Source organism: Martinezella rhizogenes, from assembly GCF_007002745.1.
GTDB lineage: Bacteria > Pseudomonadota > Alphaproteobacteria > Rhizobiales > Rhizobiaceae > Agrobacterium > Agrobacterium cucumeris.
Genome location: NZ_SGNY01000011.1, coordinates 17665 through 37985, shown reverse-complemented (window position 1 = coordinate 37985; position 20321 = coordinate 17665). Strand labels below are relative to the sequence as shown.

The window sequence follows — 20321 nt, the reverse complement described above, 5'->3', positions numbered from 1 at the left end:
AAGGCTCCCAGCATGACCGCGGGGCCTCAATTCACGATGCCAAGCGCCTTTTCATCGGCGCGATAGGGATCGAGATAGGCGCTGTCCATGTCCGTGCATTGGCCGACGACCTTGTAGCCACCTTCGATCATCTGCACCATCATGTTGGCGTGGTTTGGCATGTGGCGGTCGCCTGGGCCGACATAATAGGGGCCGCACAGGAGGTCGGACTTATAGTTCTTGATATTGCGGATCGCCTCAGTCACTGTAGCACGGTCGAGTTTCGCCGGGTCCTGCTGCAGCATGGCATCGACGAAGAAGCGGGCAGAGAGGTATCCGGCCTGGCTGAACGTGTCCCGCGGGTCATCGGCATTGCCGTGAGCATCGAGAACCGCACGCCAATTGTTGGCATCGGGACCGGTCCCGTCAATCGGCGTCAGTTCGATATTTACGTGCATGACGCCTGCCCAGTCGGCACCAAGCATGGCCGGAACATCACGATCATAAAGTGGTGTGGAGGAAATCCACTTGTAGCTGTCGCGCTGGCCCGACTCGAGGGCGGCCTTCAGGAAGGCGGCGGCCATACCTGCAGGCAGATTGACGAGCATCGTGTCTGCCCCGGAGGCCACGGCTTCGAGAAAGGCCGAGTTCATGTCTGCGGCCGACGGATCGAGCAGGACGCTCGATCCTGCGAGGTTCTTCGACTGCATGTATTTCTCGGTCCAGCCGCAGGAATACGGACCGACGCTTGGAATGGTCAGACCGATGCACACGACGTTGGTGGAGCCCAGATTGCCGACGGCCCACTGGGCAGCACCCACGGAAGAAGGCAGCGGACCCTCGTTGGTGGAAACGATATTCTTCGATTCGAAGCACTCCGCCACAGCGCAACCGGACGCCATGGCCATCACGCCCTCTTCCTCGTAGAGCTTGGCATTGACGCCCATCTCGACGAAGGAGGCGTTGCCGACGAGGGCGACCACCTCTTCGTCCTTGACCAGCTTGGTCGCGACCTGCGCGGCAACTTCTGGATTCCACTGGTCGTCCTCGACGAGGTACTCGATCGGGCGGCCATTGATCCCACCATTAGCGTTGACGCAGTCGAAATAGGCCTTCGCCGCTAGCGAGGCGGACGAGAAGTCGTCGGGGCCCGTCCGGCCGACGATGGCGCCGACCTTGAGTGGTTTGCCGGACGCAGTCTGACCGTTGTTCAAGCCGCAACTCGGTGCGGCAGCGGCGGAACCCGCCGACAGTAAGAACAGAGATGCAATGGCGGCGGTGCCGCACAGAAGATGCGATTTCATGTTTTCCTCCCAATGTGAGCCGGAACCCGGCTTCGTGGCCAAAAGGCCGGTTTTGATCGCGCGATCTCCTCAGGCCGCCCGATCCTTCCGCAAGATGAAGCGGCTGGCGCGCTCCCCGATCATGATCGTCGGTGCATTGGTGTTGCCCGAAACGAGCGTCGGCATGATCGAGGCGTCCGCCACCCGCAGCCGGTCGACGCCGAAGACCTTGAGTTCCTCGTCGACAACAGCCATCCGATCCTCCCGAATGCCCATCTTGGCCGTGCCCGAGGGATGGAAGACGGTTTTCGAGATCCCGCGGATGTAATCGCGCAAAGCGTCCGGATCTTTCTCGATGCCGGGTGTCGGCAGGACGCGACGCTTGATGATCTTCGCCAGCGACGGCGCTTCCGTGATCTTGATCGCCAGTTCGACGCCGCGGACCAGCGTCTCCAGATCTGCGGGGTTCGCGAAGGAATTGGCGTGGAAGAGCGCTGGATCATTGGGATTGGCCGACCGGAGTTTGACCGTGCCGCGCGATTGTGGCCGCAGGAAGCAAGGGCCAATAGAGATACCGTGTCCAGACGAGGCCGTCCGTTCGCCGAAGCCGACGAAGCTCGGCAGCACATGGAACTGGATGTCGGGCTGGCCGAGACCGGCCGTGTCGACGAAGCCGCCGGACTCGACGACGGTCGACGTCAGCAGACCCGTCCTTGTCAGCATGTATTGCAGCATGTGGCTGACGGCGGCGAAGCCCTTGTCCTGTCCGAACAGGGAGAGGATGTTGACTTCGGCCTGAACTGTCGCCTCGAGATGATCCTGATAGTTCTCCCCAACGCCCGGCAAATCGGCAACGACATCGATGCCGTGCGAACGCAGATGCTCGGCCGCGCCGATGCCGGACAACTGGAGGATCTTGGGCGTGGCGATCGCGCCTGCCGTCATGATGATCTCGCAGCGCGCCTTCACCGTTGCGCCGGAGGATAGCTGCACGCCGACCGCGGTCCGCCCCTCGAATAGGACCCTTTCGACCTTGACGCCGGTCATGATCTCGAGATTAGCGCGCCCCTCAGCGTCTCGCAAAAATGCTTGCGCAGCGCTCCAGCGGCGACCATTGTTCGTCGTCGTCTGGTAAAACCCGACGCCCTCTTGCTCGGCGCCATTGAAGTCTTCGTTGTACTTGATCCCGACCTCTTGGGCCGCCCGGACGAAGGCCCAAGACAGCGGATGACCGTAGCGGCGGTCGGACACCTTCAATTGACCGTCCGCGCCGTGAAACTCTCCGGAGAGCCGCTGGTTGCCTTCGAGGTCACGGAAGACGGGAAGCACCTTATCGTAAGACCAGGACCGGCATCCCATCTGCGCCCAAGTCTCGTAGTCCTGGCGCTGGCCGCGGACGTAGATCATCGCATTGATCGAACTCCCGCCTCCGAGCACGTTGCCCTGCGGCACAACGTTCGGCTTGCCCTTGATGCCGGGATCTGGCTCGGACGTGTAGAAATGCACGTCGCGTCCCTTCTCGATCACCTTGAAGAAGGTGGCAGGGATATGAATGAACTTGTCGGTGTCCTTCTGTCCGCTTTCGATCAGCAGGACTTTCCTGGACGGATCTTCCGAAAGACGCGCGGCCACCACGGAACCCGAGGACCCGCCACCGACGACGATATAATCAAACTCACGCATTTGAGCCTCCCGCGCGGTGTCGAAACATCCGCGCCTTGAATAAAGCCTGACGAACCGTTCAGGAGAACACTGTCTGGATGGTGGTGAATTCCTTCAGTCCGTCGACCCCGAATTCGACCCCGATCCCGGACTGCTTCACGCCTCCAAACGGTGCATTGGGCTGGATTGCACCATGCTTGTTGATCCAGACCGAGCCGCATTCGAGCCGCGCCGCGACCTGCTTTGCCTTAGAGACATCTTTCGACCAGACGGAGCCGCCAAGACCGCTGGGATTGTCGTTGGCCTTGGCGATCGCCTCCTCGATGTCGTGGTAACGGATGATCGGCAGGGCCGGACCGAACTGCTCCAGGTCAACGAGTTGGGCACCGTGATCGACGTCGGCGACCAGGGTCACGGGGTAAAAGTACCCCGGTCCGCCCTGCGGCGCACCCCCCGTCAATACCCGACCGCCCCTGGCGACCGCTTCCTCGACGAGTGCCGAGACGATGCCGAGCTGTGCTGCATTCTGCAGCGGCCCGAGAACCACGTCCTCCACCAAGCCATCACCGACCTTAATGGCGGAAGCATAGGTCGCGAGCGCGTCACACACCGCGTCATAGATGCTGTCATGGACGTAAAGGCGCTTCAGGCAGGCGCAGGTCTGGCCGCCGTTGATGAAGGCACCCCAGAAAAGGCCCTCGGCGATCGCCTTGGGATCGGCATCGGGAAGAACGATGCCGGCATCGTTGCCGCCCAGTTCGAGCGTCAGGCGCTTCAGTGTATCGGCAGCGGACGCCATCACGCGGCGCCCCGTGGGGGTCGATCCGGTGAAAGTGATCTTGGCAACATCTGGATGCGACGTGAGCGCCGCGCCCAGATCGTTGTCGTCGGCGATGACGTTGACGACACCGGCCGGCAGCACCTCGTTCATCAGTTCCACCAGACGGATGGTCGTAAGCGGCGTATTCGGCGACGGCTTGATGACCACCGTATTGCCGGTGCGGATGGCCGGGATGATATGCCAGCAGGCGATCATGACCGGCCAGTTCCAAGGCGTTATGGCGCCAACGACACCGATCGGCTTGCGATGCAATTCCACCCGACCTTCCGGTCCGTCCTGGACCACTTCGACCGGCAGGTCTAGGGAAGCCGTATGACGGGTCCAGGCAACGGCCCCACCGATTTCGAAGCGCGAGCCGAGCCCGTTGAGCGGCTTGCCCTGCTCCAGCGTCAGAAGCCGCGCCATTTCCTCCGCATTCGCCTCGATCGTTTCCGCCACACGGGCGCAGAGCGCGGCGCGCTCGGAGGAGGGCCGAGCAGCCCACGCCGGAAATGCCGACTTTGCGGCAGCTACGGCAGTGTTCAGGTCGTCGTTGGTGGCTAGCGGCGACATGCCGACGACTGTGCCGGAAGAGGGATTTCTGACCTCTCTGTGACGTGCAGTCGAAACCGGCTTGCCGTCGATGACAAGCGTGAATTCCTTCATGATACATCCTCCCATGCAATGCGATGAGAGGATATTAGCCGATGGCCGTCGGTAATTCTTGGATCACGGCGCGGCATGAATTGGACAAAAGCGCGACACCCGCTTCAGGACGTTACCACATCCTTGGGCGAGCAGTCGAACAGCTTGCGGAAGCTGCGATTGAAGTAGGAAATGTCGTTGAAGCCGACCGAGTATGCGACGTCCGCGATGGCACCAGGATGATGCGCGCCCCGCAGTCTTTCGAGTCTCGCCCGGGCGAGATGCAGGCGCTTGAGCTTGATCATGCCCGTCACCGTCATGCCCTGGGAGCTGAGATCCTCCTGAAGGGTTCTCAGCGAGACGCCCACGCGGTTGGCGAGCCATTGCGGCGTCAGGTACTCCTCGGTCAGGTTCTCGTCGATCAGCACCTGGACGACCTCGAGCCTTCCCGTGCCGCTGTCGCCACGCACGAAGAACTCTTCGCCCGGATCGGTCGCGAAGGCCTGTCGCGTTGTGTTGAACAGCAATTCCCTCAGATGCGGCGCCCGGTTGTCGTCGCTTGCCGTGCTTATCATCTTGGCGACGAGCGCGCCGAGCATTATCGACATCGGATCGTCCGCCCTAATCTTCCTTGTCACCGAAATCCGAACGGCCCTGTCCGACAGCAGCATCTGCCTGGGCAGGTGCACGGACAGGTGATTTGAAAACGAGCCGCCAAAATAGAAGATCGACGGCCTTGTTGAATCGACAAGGATGCATTCGCCCGGATGGAGCTGCTCCTGACGGCCGGACTGCTCGACGCCGCAGGACCCTTCCAGTTGCAGCAGTAGGAACAGGTTGTCGCCCTGATCGGCCCGGATGTCGTCAGGATCACGGCGGATGTAGTCGAGGTCGTTCGCCACCTGCGCAAGTTCTATCCCGGCGGCGTGAGACAGCGCGGCACTACCACGCACAACGTTCGACCCGTCGTATCGGCTGGGATTGAAATGGCCGCATATGGATTTCAGGTCCGACGTCCATGCGTCGAACTCGCGCGTCACCCACTGCGTGGGAACGCAACGTCCCAAGCTCGCCAAGTGCATGCCCGTCTCCTCCCAAAGCCGGCGACCTAATTACTGATCATGTTAACAAATCGGGAATTTGTCAAATTCCCGGGTTCAGATCCCCGGCGTAGTCAGTAGACTTTCGCGCCCGCCGTTGGCTGCGTCGGCTTTGCATCCTTGAAATCCTTGAGCAATCGAGCGGAGGCATTGCCAAGCAATCCCACGTCGTTGCCGATCCCCACGAATGTCGCCCCGAACTCGCAGTAGCGTTTCGCGAGTCCGAGATCCCCGATCAGAATCCCGGCGGCTTTGCCAGCAGCGAGGATCCGCCCGATGGATTGCTCCACGACCTCCTGGACTTCTGAAGCTCCCGGCCGCCCCAGGTAACCCATGTCTGCGGCCAGATCGGAGGGTCCGATGAAGACACCATCCACACCCTCGACAGCACAGATCGCATCGAGATTGTCGATCGCGACACAGCTCTCCACCTGCACCAGGAGGCAGATCTCGTCGTTCGCCGTCTGCAGATAGTCGCCGATACGGTTGAAGTCCGAGGCACGCGCCAGCGCCGCGCCGACGCCGCGGATGCCTTGGGGCGGATAACGCACGGCCTTGACCATCTCGGCGGCAAGTCCCGCATCGTGCACCATGGGGACGAGTACGGTCTGCGCGCCAATGTCCAGCATCTGCTTGATGACCCAGGTCTCACCGATGGGCGGTCGAATGATTGCATGCGAGGGCGAACCGCGCATTGCGCGCAACTGCTCGGCCAGACGTGGTACGTCACTCGGCCCGTGCTCGGCGTCCAGCAATAGCCAGTCGTAGCCGGCGCCGGCACAGATCTCGACAGCGTTCGGGCTTCCGAGAGCCTGCCACAAGCCGATCTGGAGGCGGCCCTCTTTCAATCCACGCTTGAAGGTGTTGACGGGTGCAGGCATCACGGCTTCCTCTTCATAGTCGGGTCGGACGAGATTCGTCCGACTTGGTAGGCTCATTCAAAAAACAGGCTGACGGTTCCGTAGGGACCGAAATCGCCGACGATCGTATCTCCGTGCCGAGCCTCGACGGGTCGGATGAACGAGCCGGCAAGTACGATCTGCCCCGCCTCGATGCCGTCACCATACTGGGCCAGCCGGTTGGCGAGCCATGCAACCCCGCGGGCCGGCTGATTGAGCACGCCCGCGCCGAGCCCAGTCTCCTCGACTTCGGCATTGCGGCTGACGATCGCGCCCATCCATCGCATGTCGAGAGCATCCGGTCTGACCGCGCGCCCACCGGTGACGATCCCCGCATTGGCGGCATTGTCGGAAATCGTGTCGAACACCGTCCGCGGCTTCTTCGTTTCCGGATCCGCCCGGAGAATGCGCGTATCGAGGATCTCCAGTGCAGGCGTAACGTAGTCGGTGGCGTTCAGCACATCGAAGACGGTGATCCCCGGTCCCTTCAGCGGCGCCTTCATGACGAAGGCAATCTCTGCTTCGATGCGCGGCTGGATGAAGCGATCCTTCGGAACTGTGGCACCATCCTCGAAGACCATGTGGTCGAAGAGGACGCCTGAATCCGGGATGTCGATATTAAGGGCATACTGCATGGCCTTGGAGGTCAGCCCGATCTTCCAGCCGATGACCTTGCGCCCGGCGGCAACCTTCCGCTTTACCCAGGACGCCTGGATGGCATAGGCGTCATCCATATCGATTCCTGGATGTGCAAGTGACAGCAACCCAGTCTGAACCCGTGTGCGCTCGGCCTCATCGAGCTTGGCGGCAGCGGCTTCGATCTCGTCTTTTGTCAGCATGTCAGACCTCGTCATCGATCGTGTTTCTCAGGACGCCCAGTCCATCCGCCTCGATCTCGACGACGTCGCCAGGCTTGAGCCAGATGGGCGGGTCGAAGCGGGCACCGGCCCCGGTCGGCGTGCCGCAGACGATCACATCGCCGGGCACTAGAGTGGTGAAGGTCGAGATATAATTGATGATTTTGCGGAAGGAGAAGATCATCCGGCTGGTGCGGTCGCTCTGGCGAACCTCGCCATTGACCCGGGTCTCCAGCTTGATGTCGGCGATCTGGCTCTCGTCCACGAACGGAACGAGCCATGGCCCGATCGACCCGCTCCGGTCGAAGTTCTTCCCCTGGGTCACGTTGAACTTGGCGTGCCGCACCCAGTCGCGGATCGTACCCTCATTGCACAAGGTCAACCCCGCGATGTGATTGAGGGCGTCCCGTTCCGCGATCCGTCGGCCACCCTTGCCGATGACGATGACGATCTCGCCCTCGTAGTCGAGTTGTGGGCTTTCCGGCGGACGGATCAGCGGATGGTCGTGACCGGTAAAGGACCGGGAAAAGCGAATGAAGAGCGAGGGATTGGCGGGGGCGGCCTGCCCGTCCTTGTATTCCTCGTTGCGGTCCGGGAAATTGACGCCGACGCAGATCAGTTTCTCCGGTGCAGGAATCGGTATCTCGAACGAAACATCAGCCAGCGCCATGTCCGGTTTGTCTCCTGCATGCCGCTCCGCAAGCGTTGCGAGCGCTCCGTCGGCAACGACCTCGCGCAGTGTCGGATACTGTCCGGCATACCTCATGGAAAGATCGACGATGCCGCCCGCGACGACAAGACCGAAGCCTCGGCCGCCGGTGGAGGTGCTGAAGCTCAGGAAACGGGGATGGGACATGGACGTGCTCCTCACTCGACGCCGCCAAGGCAGACATACTTGATTTCGGTGAATTCCTCGATGCCGTAGCGCGACCCCTCGCGTCCGAGGCCCGAGAGCTTCACACCGCCAAAGGGGGCTTCCGCTGTCGAGATCAGCCCCGTGTTGACGCCGACCATCCCATACTCCAGAGCCTCGGCGACACGGAACACGCGCGCGAGATCCTTGGCGTAGAAATAGGAAGCGAGCCCAAATTCGGTGTCGTTCGCCTGGGCGATAACATCCGCCTCGTCCTTGAACCGGAACAGGGGGGCGAGCGGCCCGAAGGTTTCCTCCCTCGCGACCATCATCATCGGCGTGACGTCGGCGATGACGGTTGCCTCGTAGAAGTGGCCACCGAGTTGGTGGCGCCGGCCGCCGGCCAGGAGCCGGCCGCCCTGCCCGCACGCGTCCGCGACATGTTCCTCGAGCTTGGCGAGTGCATTGCCGTCGATCAATGGGCCGAGTGTAACACCCTCGTCGAAACCGTTGCCGGTCTTCAACCGGTCCACCGCGCTTGCGAGCTTTTCGGCAAAGGTGTTATAGACGCGATCCTGGACATAGATCCGGTTGGCGCAGACGCAGGTCTGGCCGTTGTTGCGGAATTTCGCGATTAGCGCACCCTCGACCGCCGCATCGAGATCGGCGTCGTCGAATACGATGAACGGCGCATTGCCGCCGAGTTCCAGCCCCAGTTTCTTGATGGTTGGCGCCGACTGCCTGTAGAGCTCCGCCCCCACTTCGGTGGAGCCGGTAAAGGTCAACTTACGCACGACAGGGCTCGACGTCAGTTCGGCACCGATCACACGGGCAGAACCGGTGAGCACGCTGAACAGCCCCTTCGGTAAGCCGGCGCGTTCGGCGAGGATCGCGAGCGCAATGGCCGAGAATGGTGTCTGCGAGGCGGGCTTCAGAACCATGGCGCAACCGGCGGCAAAGGCGGGGCCCGCCTTGCGGGTTATCATCGCATTCGGGAAATTCCACGGTGTGATGGCAGCGACCACGCCGATCGGCTGCTTCATGATCAGGATGCGCTTGTCCTTCTGGTGGCCTGGGACGATATCGCCGTAGAGCCGCCGCGCTTCCTCGGCGAACCACTCGATGAAGGAGGCACCATAGGCGATTTCACCCTTGGCTTCGGCGAGGGGTTTGCCCTGTTCGAGGGTCAGGATCCGTCCGAGATCGTCCTGACTGGCCATGACCAGCTCGTACCAGCGGCGCAGGATGACACTTCGTTCCTTGGCAGTGCGGCACGCCCATTCGACCTGCGCCGTTCTGGCCGCCTCGATCGCAGAACGAGTTTCCTCTGCGCCGAGATTGGGCACGCGCCCGATGATCTCACCGGTGGCGGGATTGTCCACCGCGATGGAATTGGCCGGATCGGCCTCGATCCAGTCACCCCCGACGAGGGCGGCCTGGCGGAAGAGTGTCGGGTCCTTGAGCTGCATGAACTGGCCTTGCTGAGAGGATCGGACGGGCAGCACCTGTACCGTGCTGCCCCCTAAGGGATGAGGTCAGGGCGCGATGATCGGCTGCGCCTTGAGGTCGGACTCACGGACTGCCGCTCCTGCAAACAGGCTCCCGTGTTCGAACCAGGAGCGCGGCGCCGGCGCACCCCAAAGCGTCTGTCGCTGCGGATCCTTCAGGTCCCACTTGATCGGCTCCAGATCGGGATCCACGGTCTGGTAATCCGAGCAATAGATCTCGATGCGGTGACCGTCCGGATCGAGGATGTAGAGGAAGAAGGCGTTCGAGATGCCGTGGCGGCCCGGACCACGCTCGATATTGGCGACCCAGCCGGTGGTCGACATCAAGTCGAGCAGGTCGATGATGTTGAGCGGCGTCGGAACCCAGAAAGCCGTGTGATGCAGACGGGGACCCCTGCCATTGGTGAAAGCGATGTCGTGCACGCCGCCCTTGCGGTGTGTCCAGGCGGCCCAGAGACGACCCGTCTCTTCATCGGCGGTGTACTCGGTGACCCGGAAGCCGATCTCGTTGTAGAAGGCCACACTTTCATCGACGTTCGGCGAGAAGCAGTTGAAGTGGTCGATGCGCAGCGGCTTGACGCCGCGATAGAGCGCGTATTTCTGATGGATCGGCGGCAGCCGGTCCATCTTGGCGTAGAATTCCAGCGGCGTGCCCAGCGGGTCGCGGGTGCGGAAGGTGCGCGCCTGGTAAGGTCGCTCGACCCATTCGACGCCGAGCCCCTTGCCGTCGAAGAAGCGCGCCGCCTTCTCCAAGTCGGCTTCGTCATAGACCTTGAAGCCGAGATCCCGCGCCTCTGCCTTGTCGGACTTGCGCAGGACGATGCAATGGTGGCCACGTTCTTCCATCGCACGCAGATAGATCGCATCCGACGTCTCGTCGGTCACCTGCAGGCCGAGCGTGTCGACATAGAAGGCTCGCGAACGGGCGAGATCCGTCACGCCGAATTCCACGTGGCTCAGGCGCACGATGTTGAAGGGCGGGTAGAGATTGGGTTCCGGTAGTGCCATGATGTACCTCCTCCGTCCTAGGGTTGGCGCCGTAGGACGTCGATCGTGTCGTGGGAAATTCAGCCGCCGAGCTTCTGAATTGCGTGTGGCTTGGTGGCGAAAGCGATGTTCTTGGTTTCCATGTAGAAATCGAAGGACCAGTCGCCGCCGTCGCGGCCGATCCCGGAATTCTTCACGCCACCGAATGGCGTCGGCAGGTGCCGGACGTTTTCCGAATTCACCCAGATCATCCCGGCCTCGAGATGTTCGGTGAAGCGGAAGGCCCGCGTGACGTCGGATGTCCAGAGATAGCCGGTCAGGCCGTATTGGACGTCGTTGGCGAGCGACAGGGCCCCGTCCTCATCGCGGAAGGGGATCGCGGTCAGCACCGGGCCGAAGATTTCCTCCTGCGCGATGCGCATCTGGTTGTTGGCGCCGGTAAACAGCGTCGGGGAGACATAGCAGCCGCCGCCGGGACCATCGAACTTCTCCCCGCCGGCCGCGACCTTGGCCCCTTCCGACTTGCCGATCTCGATGTATTCCAGCACCTTCTTCTCGTGCACGGGATGGATCAGCGGCCCTATGACCGTCTGCGGATCGAGCGGATGGCCGACCTTGATCCGTTTGGCCTTCTCCGCGACCATGGCGGTGAATTGGTCGTAGATCTTCTCCTCGACCAGCAGTCGCGATGAGGACGTGCAGCGTTCGCCGTTCAGCGAATAGATCATGAAGACGGCCGCGTCGGCGGCGCGTTCCAGGTCGGCGTCGGCAAAGACCACGACCGGGTTCTTGCCGCCGAGCTCGAAATGCACCCGCTTCAGCGTGTCGGCACCCTGCTTCATAATCATCGAGCCGGTGCGGCTCTCACCGACGAAACCGATCGCCTTGATCAGCGGATGCTCGGTCAACGCCTTGCCGGCATCCTCGCCGAAGCCGTTGACGAGGTTCCAGACGCCCTTGGGCAGCCCCGCCTCTTCCGCGATTTCCACGAGAAGGCGCGCCGTCAACGGCGAAAACTCGGCCGGCTTGTGGACGATGGTGCACCCGGCGGCAAGCGCCGGCGCGATCTTCCAGGTCGACAGCATGAACGGGGTGTTCCAGGGGGTGATGATACCCACCGGGCCGATCGGCACGCGGGTGGTCACGTTCACCTGCCCGGGCGCCCGCAATGACTTGCCGTCGCGCGCTTCCGGGGCGCGATCGGCGAAGAAGCGGAAGTTCTCCGCACCGCGGAGCGCCGCCTTGGCCATGAATTTTAGCGATTGTCCGGTATCCATGCACTCGACGAAGGCGATCTCTTCCGCCCGCGCCTCGACCGCGTCGGCGATCCTGTGCATCAGCTTCTTACGGGCATCCCCCGGCATTGCGGCCCATTCGGCGAATGCGGCCTTCGCCGCCTTTGCTGCGAGATCCACATCCTGGGCCTTGCCGCGCGCGACCTTGGCCAGAACACCGAGATCCACCGGCGAGATGGTCTCGAAGGTCGAGCCGTCGAGAGCGTCGACATCCTCTCCGCCGATGCGGTTCTTCACGCCGCCTTCGAACTTCTTCAGATAGGCCCTGGACTTGGCCAGATTATCTTCAAACGATGCCATGCATCCGTCTCCTTGGACTTACTGCGCGCCGAGCCGGCGCCGTGTGTCTTTTTGTCTGTTGTCAAATGGTCTTCTGTCGAAGCCGCGGATGAATGGCGTTCTTCTTCCAGCTGAAATTGGCGTCGATTTCGCGGATTTCGAGCGACAGCATGAAATGCGGCGTCTCGAACCGCTCGGACAGAAAGACATCGACAGCGGCGAAGATGACATCGCCAGCGCGCTTCCGATCCGCCTCACTGCGCCCTTTACCCATGCGCAACGACATGTCGATGAAGCTGTTCTCCTCGAGCAGATCGGCCACGGCATAGACGTCAGTGCGAAAGCCGCGCACGCGGACCGCCCCGAGCTCGAAGAGGCCCGTCTCCATCATCGTTTGATGAATGAGCTTCGCCAAAGCCTTCAAGTCGACCAGACGCTCGAGATTCGCCGAGTAGTCGAATGTGAAATGCGGCATGGTTCCTCCCGAAATTTATATTTAACATGTTAAATGAATGTTGCCGCCTGTCAAGAAGGGAAATGCTAGTCAACGAACGTTTGCAAATTCAGCCGAACTTCCGCATAGAGGGAGCATGATCACGGCCGAAAGCAAGTCCACCCGACTCACGCAGGACGCGCTCCTGCCGCGCAACACCAAGCGGTCCCTGCCGATTGCTCTGCTGCGTGCGCGCGAGGCCGTGATGACGCACTTTCGCCCGATGCTGGCCGCCCACGACCTGACCGAGCAACAATGGCGGGTCATCCGTATCCTCGCCGAAAACGGCACGGTCGATGCGTCGGAAGTGGTCGAGCGGGCCTTCATCCTCGCCCCTTCCCTCACCAGGATCATCAAGTCGCTCGAAGAGCGTGGACTGATCCTGAAAGAGCGCGACGAGGCCGACGGGCGACGGGTTATGCTGCGGATTACCGCGGTCGGGCTCGGGATCATCGAAGAAGTCACACCGGATAGCCGCATGATCTACACCGAGCTTGAGCGGAAGTTCGGCGAGGAGAAGATCAATCTCCTTCTCGACCTTCTGGGAGAACTAACGGACTCGATGGGCCCCAAATAGACGAGAAACCCAGAGGGACCCCGTGCAAACGGCGCTCAGAGCGCCGCAGCCCCGACTCCAGAGCCGACGCGATCTTTGCGACCGTAAGGCGCAGATGAAGGCCGTGGCGGAGCCGATCGGGGCGGCCAATTTCGTCAGGGATGCGGCAGATGCGGGCCCCTCTGGGTCACCACGGACATGGTCGATGCGGGGACGGATGAATTGCGAGCTAGGATAAACCTTGCCACCCGTGAGGAAGCCTCTAGCGTTGTCGCGCGACGTGCCCCTGGCTCGCCCCGCCCATCCCGACGAGGTCGCGACAGTCATCGCATTTCTCTGCTCGTCGAATGCGTTCGTGGTCACCGGCGCAACCCTGACCGTCGACGGCGGATCGCATTGTCGGCGTTCCCACCCTCGCCTTCGGCTGGTCGGTCCGAATCGGACGGGCTGGGTAAGGCGCTGGAGATCAACATTGCCAGGACGCCGAAGATCGTAGTGCCGGGCATCCGACACGTTCGAGCAGGTGGGCTGAGCCCCTACAGCGTCAGGCCGGCATGACGTCGGCCTGACCTCTCCAAAAAGTTTTCACGCAACGTCGGCTCGGTCCCGAGACCGGCAGCCTCGGCCCGACCTAAGCCGCCCGCGCGCCCGCCCGCGCCGATCCTGCGGCAACCGAGCGCAGGCTGGAAGCCTCGAACTGGAAATGGGACAGGAGTTCGCTTAGTATAGAACTCTCCTGCGCTAGGCCCGCACCCGCCGCACTCATCTCCTCCACCATCGCCGCGTTTTGCTGTGTCACCTGGTCCATGTGGTTGACCGCCCTGTTCACTTCAGCCAACCCGGTGGACTGTTCGTTAGTGCCGGTGGCGATCGCATCCATATGGGCGTTGATCGTCTGCACCAGTTGCTCGATGGTGCTCAATCCTTCACCGGTATCGCTGACGAGCTTGACCCCTTCCGAGACGGCGGCGGACGAATTCGTGATCAAGCCCTTGATCTCCTTGGCCGCATTGGCCGAGCGTTGCGCTAGTTCGCGCACTTCTTGGGCAACGACGGCGAAGCCCTTGCCGGCCTCGCCCGCACGGGCGGCTTCGACACCAGCGTTGAGGGCGAGAAGGTTCGTCTGAAAGGCGATTTCGTCGATCACCGCGATGATCTGATTGATCTGCCGGGAGGATTCTTCAATCCGCTGCATAGCGCTGACGGCGTTGCGCACTACGGCGCCCGACTGGTCCGCACGGCGGCGAGCATCGCGCACCACGTCACGGGCTTCGGCCGTGCGCTTGGAGGTCGCGACGACGTTAACGGTTATCTCTTCCAGTGCCGCTGCCGTTTCCTCCAGTGAAGCTGCCTGTTGTTCTGTTCGCTTGGCCAGATTGTCCGATGCGTCGGAGATCTCCTTAGAGCCACTGGTGACCGTCGAGACCGAATGCCCGACGCTGAGCAAGGCTTCGCGCAACTGACGCACTGAGGTGTTAAAATCCGCCCGCAACGCCTCGAACTGAGCGTTCATCGGCGTATTGATCTCGCAGAGCATGTCACCCCGGGCAAGCCGGCGCAGATTGGAAGCGAAAGTCTGCGTCGCCTTTTCGAGCCGCTCCTCGGCCTCCGCCTCCGCACGCGCCTGCATCTCGGCCCGTTCCGCTTCGGCGCGGGTTCGGTTCGCCGCCGCTTCCGCCTCGAGTTGCGCATTTCGGATGGCGGCCTGGCGGAAGGCCTCCACCGATTGCGCCATGTCCCCGATTTCATCACTTCGGCTTATGAACGGAATGGCACTTGCCGTATCGCCATCCGCCAGTAGTCCCATGCGCTGCTGAATGGAACGGATCATCCGGGAAATGTTGCGCACGACTACGAAGCTGAGGACGAGGACGAGCGTCGTGACGCCCAGAGCAATGGCGGCGCTCTTCATGAAGGCCCGCTCCAGCGCATTCAGCTCCGTAGTCGCTTTCTTGCCCAGACTTTGCTCGGCTTTCGCAATCAGCTCCGCCATCAGACCAGCCTGGGCACTACTGCCCTTTCTCCAGCGGTCCGATCTCGCCTGATCACTTCCCTGCGCCGGCTCGTTGTACATCTGCTCACGGACCGAAGACAGGAAAGCCCCCTCCGGCCCATTGAAGAGATCATTAAACGGTTTGACCAGTTCCGGCGGAAGAAACTCCCGCAGCACCGGTAGGTAGCGGTCTCGCAGGCCTTTCGCGAGGAAAAGGAACTGCACTTCGCCCGGCGACAGGGCCGCACCGGAGAGATACTTTTCGCCAAGGTTGATCTCAATCAGACCGGCATCATTGACCTGCATTAGGGCGTGATAACCATCGATGTATCGCCCCAAATCGATGTCAGTGATAGTACCGCCCGAACGGCGGACCAGTTCCAGCCCGGCAGCGGAGGTCGGCTGGAGGATTTCCCGCTCTTCGGCGTCCGTCGGCTTTCCAGCATCCACTTTGGCGCGGTAATCAGAAAATAGCTTTTGTTTGTCTTGGATAAAGGCGAATGACCGGTCAATCGTTTCGTCAGAGTTGCCCTCGGCCTTCCATGAGGCATAAGCCGTGCTCAGTTCCTTCATGACCTGATCGGAAATCTGACGGCGAGCATCCCTTTCATTGGCAGTGGCGAAGGCCTCCGCTGGCATTGATTGCGCAATTCTCCCGCCCGCAGAGGCGAGTTTTTGCACGACCATCTGCTCGTTCAAGCGCTGATACTTCGCATAACTGTTGATCACGGACTGCACACTCAACCACAGGAATGCGGCGAGCGGCGCAGCGGCGATCAAGCAGAGAAGGCCGCGGATTGACACCTTGCTCATATTTTATCTCCAGCCTCACAAGTCGATACTTAACTTGTATAGTATGTGGGATAATAATTGGTTAAGTGACCTCTAAGAAGCACTGCGCTCGCGTCGCTCGACGGCATCTGTAGGCACTTGCCAACATAAGGGCGTGTGGTCGCAAAGATCGGCGTTTTCTGCTCGGACTATCTGACAATGGATCAATGTGATGCGTGGAACCAGGGCTACGAGCCTATCGGTCGAATATTCGCGCATGGGTCGGAACAGGAACACAGGATGACCATAGCGGAAATGCTGGCGATTATGCGGCATCTCGATGCCCGGCCGGGTGCCTTACTGCTCTGCCGGCGCCGATGACATCAACCTCTTGTCGCCATGTCCGACCTCATGCCCGATTTCGAGGCGCTTCTCGACAGTCCATACAAACAAGAGGTCGAAACGACAGCCGCCCGCTTCACGGCCTTCTATCGTTTCGTGACCGTTCCCTCCAATATCGCTGAGCGCATTGCGACGACTCGTGACTGCACCGTGTCATTGGCAATCAATGTTAGCACACGCTCGAAGTTGGCAAGCGCTTACAGCTACGATTACTAACCGTTCCTGTCTCCAGCATCGTATGCCGCCTGCGCGGTAAGGACGGCCTCCATATTTCTTTCAGCCCAATGGGTGAATGCCGACACTGTTTCAGTCAAGGTCCGCCCGAGCGGGGTCAAGGCGTATTCGACCGTCACCGGTACGGTTGCGAAGATCGTACGGCTGATCAGTCCGTCACGCTCAAGCCTCTTCAGCGTCTGCGACAATACCTTTTGCGAGATGCCCTTAATGTCACGGCGCAGGTGGTTAAAGCGGATCGGGCCACCCTCTAGGCGGTCGAGAATCAACAGCGCCCACTTCTCTGCCAGGCGCTCCAGCACCTGCCGGGTTGGGCAGCCATCCTCATAGACATCGTAGGCTTTATCAACTGTCAAGTTTTTCTCCTGCAGGCCACGGGTTTCCCTTTGGGAACCAAGTGAGCTCGAGGTGCTCTCTTTTGCTGCATCGCAATCGAACGTATCTAACCAATGGAAACATGATTTCCAACAGATACTAGGAGTATGTGCGTGAACAGACGCCCCAAAATGCAAACCACACATCAGTCCATGGGTGTCCTGCCCATGCGTTCAACAATCTTTGCTGTCGTCATCGCGGCCAGTGCGGCGTTGTTGAGCATCTCCGCCGCTACAGCCTCGGCGACAGAAATCAACGACGCCCAGCGCCAGAGCAATCTAAAGACAGTTTTGGAGTTCTACGAAAAAGGGCTGAATCAAAAGGATGTGGAGGCCGCACTCGCTCTTGTTGGTCCACGGTACACTCAGCACAACCCACTTGCCGAGGATGGCCCCGAAGGGTTCCGCAAATTCATTGCTCTTCTACGTGAGAAGTTCCCGAAATCTCGCAGCGAAATAAAGCAGTCCTTCGTGGATGGTGACTACGTTGTCCTCCACGTCCATTCCGTGCGAGAGCCAGGCACTCGCGGAAATGCCATCATAGACATCTTCAAGCTCGAGAACGGGAAAATCGTAGAGCATTGGGACGTCGTCCAACCCATCCCCGAGAAGGCGGCAAATACCAACACAATGTTCTAGCATCGGCCCTTGCAAACCTACTTGGGTTCTCACTCAACAGAGCCGCTGGCGCGCTTCGGTCGCGCCAGATGCCTTCCGAAGGGAGCGGCATCATCTCGGAATAAGGGGGCGGATTGCATCGGACTTTGCAACGAGGTTGATTTAACGGCCCTGGAAACGATCAACGACCGCTTTTGAAAAACGTCATGTGCGGCGTCGTCCATACCAAAGGGAAACCCAAGGAAGAAGCGCGCGAAATCGCTCGCGAGGAAATTGCCAGGGTCGGCCTCGCCGACAGAGAAGGTCACTATCGGCACAGCTGTCGGGCGGGCAGAAGCAACGTGTGGCCATCGCGCGCGCGATTGCAACCAAACCTCCTGCGATGCTGTTCGATGAGCCAACCATCCCCTCTCGACCCCGAGTTGCGGGGAAGTGTGGTCCCGGTCATGCAGGATCTGGCCAAAGGGGCAATGACCATGGTGGTGGTGACCCAGGAGATTGATTTTGCACGCGCGGTGGGTAACCGTATCGTCTTCCTCGAGAACGGCGAGATCATCGAGGAAGGACTGTCGAACGAATGCCTCGACAACCCTAAGACCGAGCGGCCTCGGCGCTTTCTGTCAGAGATCTCGCCTGAGGTGTACCGGGAGGCCGCCCGCGGTTCTCCATCGCCTTCTTTCGATTCACCGGTATCCGACGCGCGAGCGAAATGGATGGCTTGCGCACTTGTCTCTTTTCTTGTAAGTTCAATTATTGAAGTTACTGGTTTGGCCGCTTGATAAAGCGAGATTGGAGCTGAGATGAAATTCCTCAGCATGTTCTGGCAGAGCACAGCAAACCTACTCAGCGCTGCTCCACGGTCTGAGCAGGCCGCGCGTCTCGAGTGGCGGTATCGCTGCGACCTGACACCTTGGAAATGGAGCTGCGGATGAAGACTAGGTCATTCTCGGGCATGCGCTGCTCCATTGCAGGAGCGATGGAACTGATCGGCGACCGATGGGCCTTGCTGGTGATACGCGACCTGTCGCTCGGCCTCAGCCGCTACGACGAGCTGAGGGCCAGCACGGGAATTCCGGCCGCGACGCTTGCGGCGCGGCTGAAGCATCTGACCGCGTCGGGCATCATCGAGCGCGTCCGCTATCAGGAGCGCCCCCCGCGTGATGAATACCGCCTGACGCGCAAGGGGCATGACCTGTGGAAGGTCAGCGTAGCTTTGCGCGAATGGGGCGATCGCTGGGACGCGACCGGATTTGGGTCGCCCTCGATCGAAATGGTCGATCGAGAGACCAACCATCCCGTGACCTTAGCGCTGGTCGATGCTGTGACCGGCGAGCTCTTGCCGCTCGAACGTGTTCGGCTGCGGCCGGGGCCGGGAGCCGATGACGCCACTCACCGCCTTTTAACTGCAACAGGAACCGACTGATGTCCTGCACAATAGAATTTTTCTATGATTTCCGCAGCCCTTACTCCTATCTCGCATTCACCCAGCTTCGCGCGCTGGACGCCTCAATCGACTTCAAGCCTATGAAGGTGCTGACAGTCATGGAAAAGGTCGGCAACACGCCGACCACAATCACCTGCGCCGCCAAAGGCCGGTACGCGCGCACCGATCTCGGTCGCTGGGCACGGCGCTACGGGATTGCGCTCAATCCCTCGGACATGCGAACGAACGACGGCGAGGCGATGGCGCGCGCGGTCATCGTAACTGCAGCGGAGCAGCGGGCGGACGTGACGCTCACGCTGTTCCGCGCCATTTGGAGCGAAGGCCGATCGCTGGCGACATCGGAAGCTGTTGTCGCCGAACTCGCCGCAGCGGGCATCGACACCGCCATCATCGCCGCCCAGATCGACACGGAAGAAACGGCGGCGCAGCTCGACAGCTTCACCGACGAGGCGGCGATGCGCGGGGTTTTCGGGTCGCCGACCATGATCCTCGACGACGCAATGTTTTTCGGCAACGACCGGATCGACTTTCTGCGCGAGGAAATCGCGCGCCTTGAGGTGGCAGCATGAGCAATATCCAAAAGCCGCTCGCGCTCGTGACCGGGGTCGGCCCGGGGACGGGAACTGCGACCGTTCGCCGTTTTGTGGAAGGGGGCTACCGCGTGGCGATGCTCGCCCGCGATGCCGACCGGCTCACCGTGCTCGAGCGCGAAATCGCCGACACGGTTGCGGTGCCGTGCGACGTGTCGGATCCCGAGGCGCTGGCACACGCGATCGAGCGGGTGGGCGCTCCGAAGGTGGTGGTTCACAATGCGGTCGGCGGAGCGTTCGGCACCTTCGACAAGATCGAGGCGGCAACGCTCGTCCGCAACTTCGAGATCAACGCGATGGCGTTGTTCCATCTCGCCCGGCTGACGACACCCGCGATGGTCGAGACCGGCGAAGGGGCGATCATCGTCACTGGCAATGGCGCGTCACAACGGGGCAAGGCGGCCTTCGCGGGATTCGCGCCAACAAAAGCTGCGCAGCGCATCCTTGCCGAATCCCTGGCACGCGATCTCGGGCCTAAGGGCGTCCATGTCGCCTATCTCGTCATCGACGCAGCGATCGACGTACCGTGGCAGCGCGAGCTCCAGCCAACCAAACCGGACGACTTCTTCATCTCGCCGACGTCGATCGCGGCAGAAGTGTTTCACCTCGCCCACCAGCCCAGGGACGCTTGGTCGTTCCTGGCCGAGGTGCGCCCTTTCCACGAGCAGTGGTGAGAAAG

At 61.2% G+C, this 20321-nt stretch carries 21 protein-coding genes; 8 read left to right on the top strand and 13 right to left on the bottom strand.

Annotated elements, in window-relative coordinates:
- Positions 1-26: 26 nt before the first annotated feature.
- From EXN68_RS24045 to EXN68_RS23995, 11 genes are all read right to left on the bottom strand, one after another.
- On the bottom strand, positions 27-1283 hold the full coding sequence (locus EXN68_RS24045) for an ABC transporter substrate-binding protein (RefSeq protein ID WP_142843280.1): 1257 nt from the start codon (positions 1281-1283) through the stop codon (positions 27-29).
- A gap of 69 nt (positions 1284-1352) precedes the next feature.
- Positions 1353-2945, bottom strand: a complete 1593-nt coding sequence (locus tag EXN68_RS24040; protein WP_142843279.1) for a GMC family oxidoreductase — start codon at positions 2943-2945, stop codon at positions 1353-1355.
- A 58-nt stretch (positions 2946-3003) separates the two neighbouring features.
- A complete protein-coding gene (locus tag EXN68_RS24035) occupies positions 3004-4410 on the bottom strand; it encodes an aldehyde dehydrogenase family protein (RefSeq protein WP_142843278.1) in 1407 nt (468 codons plus the stop codon).
- Positions 4411-4514: 104 nt separating this feature from the next.
- Complete coding sequence (locus EXN68_RS24030; RefSeq protein WP_142843277.1) at positions 4515-5471, bottom strand: helix-turn-helix domain-containing protein; 957 nt, start codon at positions 5469-5471, stop codon at positions 4515-4517.
- Positions 5472-5563: 92 nt separating this feature from the next.
- On the bottom strand, positions 5564-6370 hold the full coding sequence (gene hpaI / locus EXN68_RS24025; RefSeq protein WP_142843276.1) for a 4-hydroxy-2-oxoheptanedioate aldolase: 807 nt from the start codon (positions 6368-6370) through the stop codon (positions 5564-5566).
- Between the two features lie 53 nt (positions 6371-6423).
- The gene (gene hpaH / locus EXN68_RS24020; protein ID WP_142843275.1) at positions 6424-7227 is read right to left on the bottom strand and encodes a 2-oxo-hept-4-ene-1,7-dioate hydratase; all 804 of its coding nucleotides are present in this window, start codon (positions 7225-7227) and stop codon (positions 6424-6426) included.
- Position 7228: 1 nt separating this feature from the next.
- Positions 7229-8101, bottom strand: coding sequence for a fumarylacetoacetate hydrolase family protein (locus tag EXN68_RS24015; protein WP_142843274.1), 873 nt, complete (start codon positions 8099-8101; stop codon positions 7229-7231).
- A gap of 11 nt (positions 8102-8112) precedes the next feature.
- Positions 8113-9567, bottom strand: a complete 1455-nt coding sequence (gabD, locus tag EXN68_RS24010; RefSeq protein ID WP_142843273.1) for an NADP-dependent succinate-semialdehyde dehydrogenase — start codon at positions 9565-9567, stop codon at positions 8113-8115.
- Positions 9568-9633: 66 nt separating this feature from the next.
- Positions 9634-10614, bottom strand: coding sequence for a 3,4-dihydroxyphenylacetate 2,3-dioxygenase (gene hpaD, locus EXN68_RS24005; RefSeq protein WP_142843272.1), 981 nt, complete (start codon positions 10612-10614; stop codon positions 9634-9636).
- 59 nt (positions 10615-10673) lie between these two features.
- Positions 10674-12188, bottom strand: coding sequence for a 5-carboxymethyl-2-hydroxymuconate semialdehyde dehydrogenase (hpaE, locus tag EXN68_RS24000; RefSeq protein ID WP_142843271.1), 1515 nt, complete (start codon positions 12186-12188; stop codon positions 10674-10676).
- A 61-nt stretch (positions 12189-12249) separates the two neighbouring features.
- A complete protein-coding gene (locus EXN68_RS23995; protein ID WP_142843270.1) occupies positions 12250-12642 on the bottom strand; it encodes a 5-carboxymethyl-2-hydroxymuconate Delta-isomerase in 393 nt (130 codons plus the stop codon).
- 115 nt (positions 12643-12757) lie between these two features.
- On the opposite strand from EXN68_RS23995, the gene hpaR reads away from it, so the two are divergent.
- The gene (gene hpaR / locus EXN68_RS23990; RefSeq protein WP_142843269.1) at positions 12758-13237 is read left to right on the top strand and encodes a homoprotocatechuate degradation operon regulator HpaR; all 480 of its coding nucleotides are present in this window, start codon (positions 12758-12760) and stop codon (positions 13235-13237) included.
- A 229-nt stretch (positions 13238-13466) separates the two neighbouring features.
- The gene (locus tag EXN68_RS23985; protein WP_309546942.1) at positions 13467-13712 is read left to right on the top strand and encodes an SDR family oxidoreductase; all 246 of its coding nucleotides are present in this window, start codon (positions 13467-13469) and stop codon (positions 13710-13712) included.
- A gap of 135 nt (positions 13713-13847) precedes the next feature.
- Here the strand turns inward: EXN68_RS23985 and EXN68_RS23980 are convergent, their stop codons facing one another.
- A complete protein-coding gene (locus EXN68_RS23980) occupies positions 13848-16022 on the bottom strand; it encodes a methyl-accepting chemotaxis protein (RefSeq protein ID WP_142843268.1) in 2175 nt (724 codons plus the stop codon).
- Between the two features lie 572 nt (positions 16023-16594).
- A complete protein-coding gene (locus tag EXN68_RS23975) occupies positions 16595-16972 on the bottom strand; it encodes a winged helix-turn-helix transcriptional regulator (RefSeq protein ID WP_237681475.1) in 378 nt (125 codons plus the stop codon).
- 186 nt (positions 16973-17158) lie between these two features.
- On the opposite strand from EXN68_RS23975, the gene EXN68_RS23970 reads away from it, so the two are divergent.
- The 6 genes from EXN68_RS23970 to EXN68_RS23945 all read left to right on the top strand — a co-directional run bounded on the left by EXN68_RS23970 (position 17159) and on the right by EXN68_RS23945 (position 20316).
- Positions 17159-17629: a nuclear transport factor 2 family protein gene (locus EXN68_RS23970; RefSeq protein WP_142843266.1), complete on the top strand. Its 471-nt coding sequence runs from the start codon at positions 17159-17161 to the stop codon at positions 17627-17629.
- 187 nt (positions 17630-17816) lie between these two features.
- Complete coding sequence (locus EXN68_RS28210) at positions 17817-18110, top strand: ATP-binding cassette domain-containing protein (protein WP_142843265.1); 294 nt, start codon at positions 17817-17819, stop codon at positions 18108-18110.
- Complete coding sequence (locus EXN68_RS28205) at positions 18085-18387, top strand: ATP-binding cassette domain-containing protein (protein ID WP_142843264.1); 303 nt, start codon at positions 18085-18087, stop codon at positions 18385-18387. The genes EXN68_RS28210 and EXN68_RS28205 overlap by 26 nt, the downstream gene beginning before the upstream one ends.
- A 197-nt stretch (positions 18388-18584) precedes the next feature.
- Positions 18585-19031: a winged helix-turn-helix transcriptional regulator gene (locus EXN68_RS23955; RefSeq protein WP_237681473.1), complete on the top strand. Its 447-nt coding sequence runs from the start codon at positions 18585-18587 to the stop codon at positions 19029-19031.
- Positions 19031-19621 (top strand): 2-hydroxychromene-2-carboxylate isomerase, encoded by a 591-nt coding sequence (locus tag EXN68_RS23950; RefSeq protein WP_142843262.1) that lies wholly within the window; start codon positions 19031-19033, stop codon positions 19619-19621. The genes EXN68_RS23955 and EXN68_RS23950 overlap by 1 nt, the downstream gene beginning before the upstream one ends.
- On the top strand, positions 19618-20316 hold the full coding sequence (locus EXN68_RS23945) for an SDR family NAD(P)-dependent oxidoreductase (RefSeq protein WP_237681472.1): 699 nt from the start codon (positions 19618-19620) through the stop codon (positions 20314-20316). Before EXN68_RS23950 ends, EXN68_RS23945 begins: the two co-directional genes overlap by 4 nt.
- The last annotated feature ends 5 nt before the right edge of the window (positions 20317-20321 follow it).